The organism is Flavobacterium sp. N2550 (assembly GCF_025947265.1).
In the GTDB taxonomy this organism is placed as follows: domain Bacteria; phylum Bacteroidota; class Bacteroidia; order Flavobacteriales; family Flavobacteriaceae; genus Flavobacterium; species Flavobacterium endophyticum.
The window spans coordinates 860,007-872,493 of sequence record NZ_CP110007.1; the positions used below are offsets into that span (position 1 = coordinate 860,007).

12 protein-coding genes are annotated in these 12,487 nt (G+C 34.5%); 10 read left to right on the forward strand and 2 right to left on the reverse strand.

All coding sequences use genetic code 11. The annotated features are described in order from the left end of the window. The first annotated feature begins 40 nt into the window (after nucleotides 1-40). Both OLM56_RS03730 and OLM56_RS03735 read left to right on the forward strand, forming a co-directional pair. On the forward strand, nucleotides 41-2,188 hold the full coding sequence (locus tag OLM56_RS03730; protein ID WP_264528366.1) for a Tex family protein: 2,148 nt from the start codon (nucleotides 41-43) through the stop codon (nucleotides 2,186-2,188). Between the two features lie 257 nt (nucleotides 2,189-2,445). Beyond that, complete coding sequence (locus OLM56_RS03735) at nucleotides 2,446-2,793, forward strand: helix-turn-helix domain-containing protein (RefSeq protein ID WP_264528367.1); 348 nt, start codon at nucleotides 2,446-2,448, stop codon at nucleotides 2,791-2,793. Nucleotides 2,794-2,851: 58 nt separating this feature from the next. Here OLM56_RS03735 and OLM56_RS03740 read toward each other — a convergent pair whose 3' ends face one another. Together OLM56_RS03740 and OLM56_RS03745 are read right to left on the reverse strand one after the other, a co-directional pair. After that, on the reverse strand, nucleotides 2,852-3,229 hold the full coding sequence (locus tag OLM56_RS03740) for a DoxX family membrane protein (RefSeq protein WP_121375707.1): 378 nt from the start codon (nucleotides 3,227-3,229) through the stop codon (nucleotides 2,852-2,854). Between the two features lie 203 nt (nucleotides 3,230-3,432). Further along, complete coding sequence (locus OLM56_RS03745) at nucleotides 3,433-3,612, reverse strand: twin-arginine translocase TatA/TatE family subunit (RefSeq protein WP_056067112.1); 180 nt, start codon at nucleotides 3,610-3,612, stop codon at nucleotides 3,433-3,435. 247 nt (nucleotides 3,613-3,859) lie between these two features. On the opposite strand from OLM56_RS03745, the gene OLM56_RS03750 reads away from it, so the two are divergent. From OLM56_RS03750 to OLM56_RS03785, 8 genes are all read left to right on the forward strand, one after another. Further along, nucleotides 3,860-4,729, forward strand: coding sequence for a M23 family metallopeptidase (locus OLM56_RS03750; RefSeq protein WP_264528368.1), 870 nt, complete (start codon nucleotides 3,860-3,862; stop codon nucleotides 4,727-4,729). A gap of 61 nt (nucleotides 4,730-4,790) precedes the next feature. After that, a complete protein-coding gene (locus OLM56_RS03755) occupies nucleotides 4,791-6,272 on the forward strand; it encodes a GH3 auxin-responsive promoter family protein (RefSeq protein WP_264528369.1) in 1,482 nt (493 codons plus the stop codon). Between the two features lie 5 nt (nucleotides 6,273-6,277). Further along, the gene (locus OLM56_RS03760) at nucleotides 6,278-7,153 is read left to right on the forward strand and encodes a carboxypeptidase-like regulatory domain-containing protein (protein ID WP_264528370.1); all 876 of its coding nucleotides are present in this window, start codon (nucleotides 6,278-6,280) and stop codon (nucleotides 7,151-7,153) included. Next, entirely contained in the window at nucleotides 7,153-8,013 is an 861-nt protein-coding gene (locus tag OLM56_RS03765; protein WP_264528371.1) for a carboxypeptidase-like regulatory domain-containing protein, read from the forward strand. The genes OLM56_RS03760 and OLM56_RS03765 overlap by 1 nt, the downstream gene beginning before the upstream one ends. Next, nucleotides 8,013-8,912: a carboxypeptidase-like regulatory domain-containing protein gene (locus OLM56_RS03770; RefSeq protein WP_264528372.1), complete on the forward strand. Its 900-nt coding sequence runs from the start codon at nucleotides 8,013-8,015 to the stop codon at nucleotides 8,910-8,912. The genes OLM56_RS03765 and OLM56_RS03770 overlap by 1 nt, the downstream gene beginning before the upstream one ends. A 42-nt stretch (nucleotides 8,913-8,954) precedes the next feature. Then, on the forward strand, nucleotides 8,955-10,652 hold the full coding sequence (locus OLM56_RS03775) for a DUF6909 family protein (RefSeq protein WP_121375713.1): 1,698 nt from the start codon (nucleotides 8,955-8,957) through the stop codon (nucleotides 10,650-10,652). Nucleotides 10,653-10,655: 3 nt separating this feature from the next. Then, entirely contained in the window at nucleotides 10,656-11,642 is a 987-nt protein-coding gene (locus tag OLM56_RS03780; RefSeq protein WP_264528373.1) for a hypothetical protein, read from the forward strand. A 221-nt stretch (nucleotides 11,643-11,863) separates the two neighbouring features. Continuing rightward, the gene (locus OLM56_RS03785) at nucleotides 11,864-12,400 is read left to right on the forward strand and encodes a hypothetical protein (protein WP_182493130.1); all 537 of its coding nucleotides are present in this window, start codon (nucleotides 11,864-11,866) and stop codon (nucleotides 12,398-12,400) included. Nucleotides 12,401-12,487 lie beyond the last annotated feature (87 nt).

Consider the following 12,487-nt stretch of genomic DNA (forward strand, 5'->3'; position numbering starts at 1 on the left):
TAAATTGGCAGCTGCAAAAAAATACTATCAAAATTATATTATGACCAACCTAGAATTCATCTCCAAGCAAGTTACCGCACCAACGAAAAACATTGAAAATACGCTACAGCTTTTAAACGAAGATTGTACGATTCCGTTTATTTCAAGATATAGAAAAGATAAGACAGGTAATTTGGATGAGGTTGTAATCGAACAAATTGCCAAGCTGAGCAAAGAATTTGAAACGATCGTAAAAAGAAAAGAAGCCATTTTAAAATCGATACAAGAGCAAGATTCATTGACACCAGAATTAGAAAAGAAAATCCAGTTGAGCTACGATTTGAACGACCTAGAGGATTTATACCTGCCGTATAAGAAAAAGAAAAAAACAAAAGCCGATGTTGCTCGTGAAAAAGGATTGGAGCCCTTGGCAAAAATTATCATGGCTCAAAATAATGACGATATCGATTTTGTAGCTTCAAAATACCTGAACGATAAAGTTCCGAACGAAGACGAAGCACTTCAAGGCGCCAGAGACATCATTGCCGAATGGATTAATGAAAATATATACATCCGAAAAAACCTTCGCCGACTTTACCAAAGAAAGTCATCGATTACGACGAAAGCCGTCAAGCTAAAGATTGAAGATACGCCAGAAGGCGAGCAGCTACGACAAAAAGCCAAAAAATTTGAGCAGTATTTTGACTGGTCGGAAAACCTCTTGAAAGCACCTTCTCACAGACTATTGGCAATGCTCCGTGCAGAAAACGAAGGATTTATCAAGCTGAAGATTGAGATCGAGAACGATGAAGCCATCGAAATGATGGAAGAAGCAGTCATAAAAAATAAAAGAGAAACAGCCGTCCATCTAAAAAAAGCAATTGAAGATAGTTATAAAAGATTGCTGGCGCCGGCTATTTCAAATGAAGCGCTTCAAGAAGCAAAAACAAAAGCAGATACCACAGCCATCCAAGTTTTTGCTGGAAATCTAGGACAATTGCTTTTAGCGCCGCCATTAGGCGAAAAAAGAATTCTTGCCATAGATCCGGGTTTCAGAAGCGGTTGCAAGATTGTCTGCCTAGATGAAAAAGGCGACCTCCTTTATAACGAGACAATTTTTCCGCATGCGCCACAAAATGAAACGGCAATTGCGATGAAAAAAATCCGCTCAATGGTGAACGCTTATAAAATCGATGCGATTTCAATTGGCAATGGAACAGCTTCGCGTGAAACCGAATTTTTCATCAAAAAAATTGCTTTCGATAAGCCGATCCAAGTATTTGTAGTGAGCGAAGCAGGAGCTTCTGTTTATTCCGCTTCAAAAATTGCAAGGGATGAATTTCCAAGTTATGACGTAACCGTTCGTGGTGCTGTTTCGATTGGACGTAGATTGTCAGATCCGTTGGCCGAACTGGTAAAAATTGAGCCAAAATCAATAGGCGTGGGGCAATATCAACATGATGTAGATCAGTCCAAATTAAAAGATGAATTGGATACAGTCGTAATGCGATGCGTGAATTCTGTCGGAATCAATATCAATACGGCCAGCAAATCATTGCTGAGCTATGTTTCCGGAATAGGAGAGAAGATGGCCGAAAATATAGTCGCTTACCGTTCAGAAAATGGTGCTTTCGAAGAAAGAAAACAGCTGAAAAAAGTACCGAGATTAGGCGAAAAAGCCTATCAACAGGCGGCGGCATTTATTAGAATTTCTAATGGAAAAAATCCGCTGGATAATTCAGCGGTGCATCCAGAAGCCTACGGAATAGTTGAAAAGATGGCAAAAGACTTGAAGATTTCCTTAAACGACCTGATTGCAAACAAAGAAAAAATTAGTCAGATTCCTGTAGAAAAATACGTGACAGAAGATATCGGACTGCTTGGCCTGAAAGATATTGTCAAGGAATTAGAAAAACCAGGGCTAGATCCACGAAAGGCAGCCAAAGTTTTTGAATTCGATCCCAATGTTAAAACAATTGCTAATCTAAGAATCGGAATGGTACTGCCAGGCATTGTAAATAACATTACGAATTTTGGATGTTTTGTTGATATCGGAATCAAAGAAAGCGGTCTTGTCCATATATCGCAACTAAAAGAAGGCTTTATCTCGGATGTAAACGAAGTCGTGAAGATGCACCAACAAGTACAAGTGAAAGTAGTTGAAATTGACGAAAACAGGAAGAGAATCCAGCTTACGATGATATTATAAAAATCTGAATATTTTATTTAGCTGAAAACGAATTCCAAGTACAAGATAAACAATTGTATATAAGATGATTTGCTATGTATTTGAAATCATTTTATATTTAATTAAAACGTTTTTGAATTCAAGTAAAATTAGAAACATTTCGAGCAAAAATAACAAGACATTTCAGGAAAATATTTCTTTATAAAAAGTCAATTTTTATTATATTTGAAACAGTAATTACCCCTAGACATAGAAATGTAACTTATATTTTATGCCAAATGATAAAACTAAATTTACAACCAATTTTTAAGATCAAGGGAATTACGAAACCAGTTAAATATCTTGTTGATCAAGGGCACTCCGGCAGCTATGCCAATGGAGTCGTGAATGATAAGCTCGTATCGATTCCTTTTTGGAAATTAGAAATGCTCTGCATCGATTTCAACTGTACGCCAAACGATTTGTTTGATTTTATACCAGACAAAGACCAACAGATTCCAGAGAATCATGCACTTTTTACAATTTCCAAAAGCGAAGCCATAGGAGAAATCCATAAATTATTAAATGACCTACCAGTTTCAAAGATTCAGGAACTGTATGGAATTTTAAAGAGCGGAAAAGAATAAAAAAAAGCTTCAAGATATTTAGTTTCTTGAAGCTTTTTCTAATTTTCTTACCTTGATCTTAGCTAAACATCGGCTTGTACTTATTCCAATTATCGCCAATCATCCAGATATTGATAAGGAAAAGTACTCCAGCTATTGCTATTCCCGGCCCTTCAGTCGTGAACACAAAATTGTGAAGTAAAATCCCAACAGTTATGGGAAGGATAACAATCGCTCCCAAAGCTCTTGTTTTTGGAAAGATAAAAAGCAAGCCACCTGCTAATTCAATAACAGCGACTAAAGGAATGAGCCACGAAAGCGTTCCCATAGCTTCATAAATTTTCATGTCTTCTGGTTTCATTTCCGGCATAGGCATATAATGGAAAAATTTGTCGAGGCCAGCATTAACAAACATCAGCCCGAAAAGAACGCAAAGAATGGTTTTGATTATTTTCATATTCAATTAAGATTTAAGTTATTTGTTAGTGCTAAGTTAAAAAATTAAGTGTTTGTATTGTAATATAATAAAAAAGAAGTAGAAAATAGAAAGAGTAGTTTTCAACAATTCTGCTTATAACTTTCAATTTATGGCAAAATAAAAGCCTCAAGGATTTTAAAATCCTTGAGGCTTCAATGAACCGCTTGTTTTAAAAAGCAGTCTTAAATTTTTGTATCTTCTTCTTTTTTAGACGCGGCAGGCTGATCATCCTTAGCAGCATTCTTGAATTCTTTTATACCCGAACCCAATCCTTTCATCAATTCTGGAATTTTTTTACCTCCAAAAAGTAATAAGATAATCGCAACGATTACAAGTATTTCCGTTAAACCTAATTTTCCCATGATTAAAAAAATTACCGCTTTTTCAAGCATTATAAATATTCTGCAAATGTAAAAAGAAAAATCGTATCACTTCTTTATATAACAAATAATTATACGTTAAAATGATTTTTTCAGTTTACTATAACTACTTACGATAAAAGAAACATATCGGTTTTAAAAAGGCTGCAATTGATTTAACAGCTTAGTAATTGCAGAAAAACGTCGGCAAGACTTCCAAATTATTATATTTGTAAAATACAAAAACGAAATGTCAGAAAAGAGGCTAAAAAGACAGATTTTAAAGAAAAAGCTTTTGACAAAAAACCGGTTGGTTATTTTGAATGAAGAAACTTTTGAAGAAATTTTCTCTCTTAAGCTCAATCTTATGAATGTCTTTGTTGTGCTGACAAGCGGTGCCATTTTCCTGATTGCGATTACAACTTACATTATCGCTTTTACCCCATTACGAGAATACATTCCAGGCTATGCTTCTACCAAATTAAAACGTGAAGCCACCGAATTGGCATTAAAATCAGATTCTTTGGAAAAAGCCATCAAGATGAATAATGCCTATATCGAATCGATCAAGAAAGTATTGGCTGGTGATGTGGAAGTCGCAAAATTAAGCAAGGATTCGATCATGGCGGCAGAACAGACTGATATTTCGGAAATAGATTTCAAGCCATCGAAAGAAGATGCTGCTTTGAGGGAAAAAGTCGCCCAAGAAGACAAATACAACCTTTTCGACAAAGCACAGGCGAAAGTAAATTTGGTGCTTTTTCCACCAGTCACCGGACATATTACAGATAAATATGACCCAAAAACAAAACATTTTGCGGTTGATATCGCGTTGCCGAAAAACACGCCTATAAAATCAGTCGCGAATGGAACCGTTATTTTTGCCGATTGGACGCCATCAACGGGCTATGTGATCATCATCAGGCATGGGGAAGGAATAATGTCAGTGTATAAACATGCCGCATCGCTAACCAAAACGCAAGGAGATATAGTAAGGACGGGGGAAGTAATAGCTATGGCTGGTTCAACGGGCCAAGAATCAACCGGAGTCCATTTGCATTTCGAACTGTGGAAAGACGGTTTTGCAATCGATCCGACCAACTTTATAGAATTCGAATAGCTAGGAAAGGACTAAAATCTCCATTCCAAGCTGTTTTTTATGTAATCAGAAACCTTTAAAAATGTCAATAAAAGCTTTTTTTGCTAAACAATTTGCCAAAAAAATTTACGAGAAGACCCAGAAATGGGCCAATAATCCCATTGAAACGCAAGAACATGTTTTTAAAGATTTGATTCGGCAAGCCAAAGACACGCAATTCGGAAAAGATCATAATTTTAATAACATAAAATCATTTTCTGATTTTGCAAAAAACGTCCCGATTCGTGATTATGAAGGCTTAAAATCCTACGTTGAAAAAATAAAAAAAGGCGAGCCCGATGTTTTATGGAAAGGCAAGCCTATTTATTTTGCTAAAACTTCGGGAACGACTTCTGGCGCGAAATACATTCCGCTGACTAAAGAATCGATGCCTTTCCACATCCAAGCAGCGCGAAATGCAATTCTTCATTACATTCATGAAACCGGAAATTCTTCCTTTGTTTCCGGAAAGATGATTTTTCTGCAGGGAAGTCCAATTTTAGAAGAAAAAAACGGTATCAAGCTAGGGCGACTATCTGGAATTGTTGCCCATTTTGTTCCCAAATACCTTCAAAAAAATAGAATGCCGAGCTGGGAAACCAACTGTATTGAAGATTGGGAGACCAAAGTCGATGCAATCGTTGAAGAAACATTCAGCAAAGACATGACCGTTATCTCTGGAATTCCGTCCTGGGTTCAAATGTATTTCGAAAAGCTGAAGCAGAAAGGAGGGAAGCCGGTGGGAGAAATCTTCAAGAATTTCAACCTGTTTATTTACGGAGGCGTAAATTTTGAGCCCTATCGGGCAAAATTTGAAAATCTTATCGGAAGAAAAGTCGACAGTATTGAGTTATTTCCGGCATCGGAAGGATTTTTCGCCTATCAAGATTCCCAGACAGAAAAAGGAATGTTGCTGCTTTTGAATGCAGGAATCTTCTATGAATTTATAAAAGCAGATGAATTTTTCACGGAAAATCCGAAACGATATACGATTGGAGAAGTAGAGCTCGGTATCAACTATGTACTGATTATCTCGACTAATGCGGGTCTTTGGGGCTATAATATTGGCGATACGGTGCAGTTTACTTCCTTAAAACCCTATCGTGTAATCGTTTCAGGAAGAATCAAGCATTATATTTCTGCCTTTGGAGAACATGTAATAGGGAAAGAAGTAGAAGAAGCATTAAAAGAAGCAATGGAAGGCACCGACATCCGTGTAAACGAATTTACGGTAGCACCGCAAATTACCCCAAAAGAAGGACTACCTTACCACGAATGGCTGATTGAATTTGAAAACGAACCGGAAAACCTTGAAGCTTTTTCGCTTAAGATAGATGATGCCATGAGAAAACAGAATGTCTATTATGATGATCTGATTGTAGGCAATGTATTGAGAAAGCTGATCATTACGAAAGTTTCCAAAAATGGTTTTCAGGATTATATGAAATCGATAGGGAAATTAGGTGGCCAGAATAAAATACCAAGACTAAGCAATGATCGAGAAATTGCAGATAAATTAAGATAATTCAAATGAAGAAATTAGCAATATGCTTTTTGTTTTTTGCAGTAAATGTTGTTGCCCAGACTAAGGGAATCGTAAAAGATAGCCTGACTGGAAATCCAATTGCTTATGTAAGTATCTGGGTCGAGAACGAAAATATCGGTACGACTTCTGAAGAAAACGGAGAATTTACTATTGCTACGTCGGAGAAGAACAAGAACCTGATTTTTTCAGCTTTGGGCTATCGGAAAAAAATCTGCAAAGTTTCTGAATCGCAATCCGTAAGCCTATCGCCAGCTGCGTATGAATTGGATGAAATCGTAATCAATAACAGAAAAGAAAAAAGACAGCTCGAAATCGGAAAGACCAAGAATGCCATTGCCGAAGCTTTTGACAACGGACCTAGGATGGACGCTAAGTATTTTCCCTATTCTCCAGACTATAAAAAAACACGTTGGATTAAAAAAGCAATCATTTTGACGGATAGCAGAATAGACGACGCGACTATAAAGCTTCATTTGTATGCAGTTGACGAAAATGGTTTTCCTGGCGAAGAATTATTGTCTAAAGATTATATAGTTACAATAAAAAAAGGCGTTACTAGGAGTGAAATTGACGTAGCTGATTTTAATCTGGAAATGCCAAAGACAGGAATCTTTGTGGTTTTTGAGAAATTATTGATCAAGAAAAATAAAGTAGAAAAAACTATAACCGATTTTAATACAAATATTACTAAAATCCAAACGACTTATTCCCCATTAGTTCTTTATAATGCAGTAGAAAGAGACTTTTTATTTAGTTTTTCTGGCGGAAGATGGCTTAAAAAAACAAAAGAAGAGCTGAATCCATTTTCAGCTTCCAAAACGGTTTATGAGCCATCGGTAACTTTAATTCTTACTAATTAATGAAATCAATTATCGCCTTTTTACTTTTTATCAGTGTTCCTGTTTTGTCGCAAGTTAAAGGTATAGTAAAAGATGAATCTGGAAATCCAATTTCGTATGCGAGTATTTCAGTTGAAAATCAAAATATCGGAACAACTTCGGAAGAGAACGGAACTTTTTCCATTAAAGCCAAGGAAGGTGAAAATCTGATTTTTTCAGCTTTGGGTTTTGAAGATAAAATTTTAAAATCCAATGAAGTACAGGAAGTCATATTAGTAAAAAAGCTTTTCGAACTTGAGGAAATTTTGATTGAAAACAGTAAAAAAAATAAGAAAACAACTATCGGAAAATACTCCGGTCAAAAACTAGAGTATACACTTGGAAATACAGGAAGAGATAATACTCATATTTCGGCTAAGTTTATTAGATATAGCGAAGAAATAAGACAGCATCCTTTTATCAGTACTATAGAATTCACTACATTTTCACATGTTAATAATGCTATTTTAAGAGTAAGGATTTTTAATGTGGACCAAAGAGGTATTCCCACAAAAGATGTAGTAAATGAGGATGTTTTGGTTTATGTAAAAAAAGGAAATAAAAATAATACGGTTGATTTATCAGAATACCAGATAAAAATACCAGAAGAAGGTATCGTGATTGGTTTTGAATATTTAAAGCTGGAACAAAATAAATATTTTAATAATGTCGTTGGTCAAACAGAAGAACAGAGGCAAAAAAATTTCAGTTATGAACCAGGAATTAAATGTTTTTTAGGAAAAAATAAAGTAATTTTCTTGAATAAGGACGGAAGCATTCGAAATGAAAGTGACTTAAAAACGAATTTAGAAATAGGATTAAAAATTTCACTAACCAATTAATGAAAGTAATATTATTTTTCTTTTTACTCAGTTTTTGTAGCTTTTCGCAGACTAAAGGTGTCGTGAAAGACGAGGCCGGAAATCCAATTCCCTTTGTAAGTATTCTAGTAGAAAATGAAACCATAGGTGTTTCTTCAGAAGAAGACGGAAGTTTTTCTATTGCTGTCGATGCATCTAAAAACTTAGTTTTTTCAGCAGTAGGATATGAAACCAAAACAGTAAAAGTTACAGAAGCAAAAAATGTACAGTTGCCAAAAAAAGTATTTGAACTAGGAGAAGTTGTCATCAGTCCGGCAGAAAAACAAAAAACTGTCAAGATAGGCGATGATTACGGCAGAGGAGAAATACGTTACTATAGTCAACAAACAACGGCAAAACATTTTGCCTATACAGAGGAAGCAAAAAACCATCCTTTTTTAAAGGAAATCACGATATATACAAAGAGTAAAATTGATAACGCTAAAATCAATCTGCGGGTATTAAAAGCAAATCAGGATGGCTCTCCAGGAGAAGATATTTTGGAAGAAAATTATATAATTCTGGTTAAAAATGGCGGTAAGAATACAACAGTAGATATGCAAGAGTTCCATATTGAAATCCCTGCCGAGGGAATATTTGTAGCGATAGAAGTTTTAAAAATTAATGAAAATAAATTTTATAAAAAAGGACCAAAATACAAAGACATAACAGGCAACATAAAAAGGATGGACACCTTTACATATGAGCCTTTTTTTGGATATTTACCTTCCAAAGAAAATACCTGCTGGTATTTTTCCGGAAATTGGATGCAAGGTGGTTTGCATAAAATGAAAAATCCCAAAAGCTATGAAAATCTGCTGATGAAGAAGTACCATGACCACTATTTAGAACTAGCAATGAGCATTACGCTTACCAACTAAAAAATAAAAAACCTACATTTGCAGGTTAGTAAATAAAAAGAAATGAAAGAAACAAAAAATATATCACGATCAAGAGCCCAAGAATCATCGGCGGCAATTGAAAAACTATACATCACTATGCGCCATTTGTTTAATAGAGGATTCTATAAGCCTATGGGTGTGTCTGGTGATACATTAAGAGAAGCATTATTGCAGTTAAGACCAGAAATCTATGGTACAATTGCAGAAGAAAAAGTAGAATTAAGCGGTTTATTATATGTCATTGAAAGGCTTCCTGTCGGAATAGAAGAATGCCGTTTTATTAATCTGACTTCAGATGAAGGCTATTCAAAATCGCATTTTACAGCAATAGTTCCTCCAAAAAGAAAGAGAAACTGCTATAGAATCGATAGCGAACAAATGAATGTTGAAATCACACGAGGACGTTCGGATATTTACGATATCCTGACGCATCTTACGTTTATATTTATCGAATCACATAAGATCAAAAACAGAGTCTTGCTGGATGAAAACACAAAAGAATTCACCCGCGATTGGGAAAAATTAGAACAAATCGTTGTCCAAAATAAAAAGCTTACGCTGATTGAAAAAGAAATTGCAATTTCGCATGCATCCATTATTTTAGGACGTTCTTTTGAAGAAATTCTTGATATCTATGAAGCTTTCGGAACAGCTGAAAAGCCAGACCGTTTCCTACATGTAATCTATTGGCTTGGAAAATTGGCTATTGAAGAGGTAATCTTCAATAACAAAAGAACGATTACTTTTAGCCCGATCCTGAGAGAACGATTAGGACACCATATCCATGGAGAAATCTGGGCTAATAACATCAAGGAAGTACTAAAACAGAATGAATTGCTGGACCGTCCGATTCATATCATCAGCGCTAACATGCACAGTGTTATGAATTCGATTTTCGCTACGCATACGCTGAAGACAAAATTCAAAGACAAGTCCGACTTTTTTATCTTTGAAGAACTGAGCAAACCTGGCGCTAACGATGTAAGAAGCAAAGTAGAAGAATTTGCGTTTAAATATGGAATGATTTCTTTACCAGACACATCCGGAACCAACATCGACGTCCAGATTTTTGACACGGCCAAGATCGACTGGTCTAAATCGGCCTTTCCAGCAGCAAAAATAGGAGCACATCCACCAGTAATTATTGTAATGGATTACGCTTTCGGAGAGCAAGCGTATGAAACCATAGATGAGCTTTTAAAGCCTTATAAGGACGGCAAGAATAAATATTTCTTAAATGTGGAATCGGTTTCTATAATGGGAAAAGCTGGTATTCTTGAAGGAGGAAAAGGAGATATCATGATTCCGTCAGCGCATATAAATGAAGGAACAGGTGATAACTATCCTTTTGAAAACCAATTAACAGCTGAAATGTTTGAAGGAAACGGAATTCCAGTGTATGCAGGACCTATGGTTTCTGTTTTAGGAACATCTCTCCAAAATAAAGACCTATTGAAATTCTTCCACGAATCGACATGGGGTGTTATCGGTCTTGAAATGGAAGGTGCCTACTACCAAAAAGCCATCCAGTCGGCTTCAAAAATCAGAAAAAGCATCAACCCTGACGTAAAAGTGAGATATGCCTACTATGCTTCGGATAATCCTTTAGAAACAGGAAGTACCCTAGCTTCTGGAGGTTTAGGAACAACAGGAGTGAAGCCAACTTATCTTATTACGATTAAAATATTAGAACAAATCTTTAACATAAAAACTAACTAACTTATGAGTTCAAACTCGCAGACCAATCCTGACAATCAAGAAATTGATTTGGCACAAGTTTCAAAAAAAATAGGCAATATGTATCAAAATTTCCTTTTTTTGATATTTAAGGGACTCTTATTTGTAAAAAGAAATATAATTATCTTGGTTGTTCTCTTTATTTTAGGAGCCGGGTTAGGATTTTATCAAGATAGAAAAACAACAGTATATAATCATGAAGTGATTGTCAAGCCGAATTTTGGTAGTACTGAATATGCCTATGCAAAAGTAAATTTAATTAATTCGAAAATAAAAGAAAGAGATTTCGAATTTTTAAAAGCGATTGGTATTAAAAAACCAACATTAATATCAAAAATTGAAATCGAACCGATATCCGATATTTATGAATTTGTTAACTCAAGAGAACAAAATTTTGAATTGGTAAAACTTATGGCTGAAAGTAGTGATTTAAATAAAATCATGAAGGAGGAGACAACAAGTAAGAACTACACAAACCATAAAATTATATTAACCACAAATAAAGAAATAAACAGGAACGAGATTGTAGAACCTATACTTGATTATTTAAATAAAAGTGAATTTTATTCCAAAATTCAAAGCACAATTTTGGAAAATATCAAGTTAAAAATAGAATCAAATAAAACAACAATAAACCAAATAGATAGCCTGTTAGCTGATTTTTCGGCAGCTTCTAAAGGAAATACTAAAAGCGGCAATTTAGTTTACTACAATGAAAACACTCAATTAAATGATGTTTTAAAAACTAAGAATGATCTTGTTCTTGACCAAGGAAGCAGAATGCTAGAATTGGTGTTTTCTGATAAAATTGTAAAAGAAAATAGCGAAGTACTGAACATTAAAAATAATCAGTCTCTTAATGGTAAATTGAAATTTATTTTCCCGATTGTATTTTTATGTATTTTCTTTGTCATCGTCCTAATAAGAGAATTCTATAAATCGCAAATGTCAAAAATGAAAGACACTATTTAATTTTGGGATACATTAGTTGTTATTGACCATTCAACTTGAAGAACTATCAGATTTTCAGATTATTAAAAAAAGGACCACATAAAAGGGTAGTAGTCTTACCAAAAAAAAGTATTTTTAATATGTTTGATTAAATAATAATAAAAACATCTGAAAATAATTTATTTAAACTATTTAAATTAATAAATATATATATATTTTTGCGCTTTAAAAATAATATACAAATGAAAACAAAAATCATTATCGCTAGTTTATTTTTAGCGTTATTTACTTCATGTAAAAATGAAGAAAAGAAACCTGTTGTAGTTGAAGAACCAAAAGTTGAGACATTTGACGTTGCTATTGACTTAATTATTAAAGCAGATGATGAAATGATTTTGCTTTATAAAGATGGTACTAATCAGTGGTTTGACGAAGATCACGCTGTTTGGTTAGGTGTTAAGGGCAGTAACTCTGTACAAACTGCTACATTCAATTTACCAGAAGGAGTTATTGGAACAGACTTAAGGTTTGATATTGGGCGTAATGATTTTAAAGGCTTAGAACCGATAGAAATAAAGAAAATAACGATTTCTTACAAAGGGAAAAGGTTTGAAATTAACCAAGATAAAGTAAATGATTATTTCTCAACTAACGAATTTATCGTTTATGACCCAGCAACAAAACAATATTCATTTAAGAAAAATGACAAAGGGGAATACGATCCTTATTTTCAATCTAAGGAGCCTTTGTTAGCTGAATTAATAAAGGTGGCTCAATAGCACATTATTTTTTATTGTAAACATAAAAAAGGTTATTCGAGTGGATAGCCTTTTTATGTTTATAGGGATAAAAGTTTTAAAAATGTT

Bases quoted from the DNA above. Each gene is read 5' to 3' on its own strand.
- OLM56_RS03730 (WP_264528366.1), top strand. From the start codon at position 41: ATGACCAACCTAGAATTCATCTCCAAGCAAGTTACCGCACCAACGAAA.
- OLM56_RS03735 (WP_264528367.1), top strand. From the start codon at position 2,446: ATGATAAAACTAAATTTACAACCAATTTTTAAGATCAAGGGAATTACG.
- OLM56_RS03740 (WP_121375707.1), bottom strand. From the start codon at position 3,229: ATGAAAATAATCAAAACCATTCTTTGCGTTCTTTTCGGGCTGATGTTT.
- OLM56_RS03745 (WP_056067112.1), bottom strand. From the start codon at position 3,612: ATGGGAAAATTAGGTTTAACGGAAATACTTGTAATCGTTGCGATTATC.
- OLM56_RS03750 (WP_264528368.1), top strand. From the start codon at position 3,860: ATGTCAGAAAAGAGGCTAAAAAGACAGATTTTAAAGAAAAAGCTTTTG.
- OLM56_RS03755 (WP_264528369.1), top strand. From the start codon at position 4,791: ATGTCAATAAAAGCTTTTTTTGCTAAACAATTTGCCAAAAAAATTTAC.
- OLM56_RS03760 (WP_264528370.1), top strand. From the start codon at position 6,278: ATGAAGAAATTAGCAATATGCTTTTTGTTTTTTGCAGTAAATGTTGTT.
- OLM56_RS03765 (WP_264528371.1), top strand. From the start codon at position 7,153: ATGAAATCAATTATCGCCTTTTTACTTTTTATCAGTGTTCCTGTTTTG.
- OLM56_RS03770 (WP_264528372.1), top strand. From the start codon at position 8,013: ATGAAAGTAATATTATTTTTCTTTTTACTCAGTTTTTGTAGCTTTTCG.
- OLM56_RS03775 (WP_121375713.1), top strand. From the start codon at position 8,955: ATGAAAGAAACAAAAAATATATCACGATCAAGAGCCCAAGAATCATCG.
- OLM56_RS03780 (WP_264528373.1), top strand. From the start codon at position 10,656: ATGAGTTCAAACTCGCAGACCAATCCTGACAATCAAGAAATTGATTTG.
- OLM56_RS03785 (WP_182493130.1), top strand. From the start codon at position 11,864: ATGAAAACAAAAATCATTATCGCTAGTTTATTTTTAGCGTTATTTACT.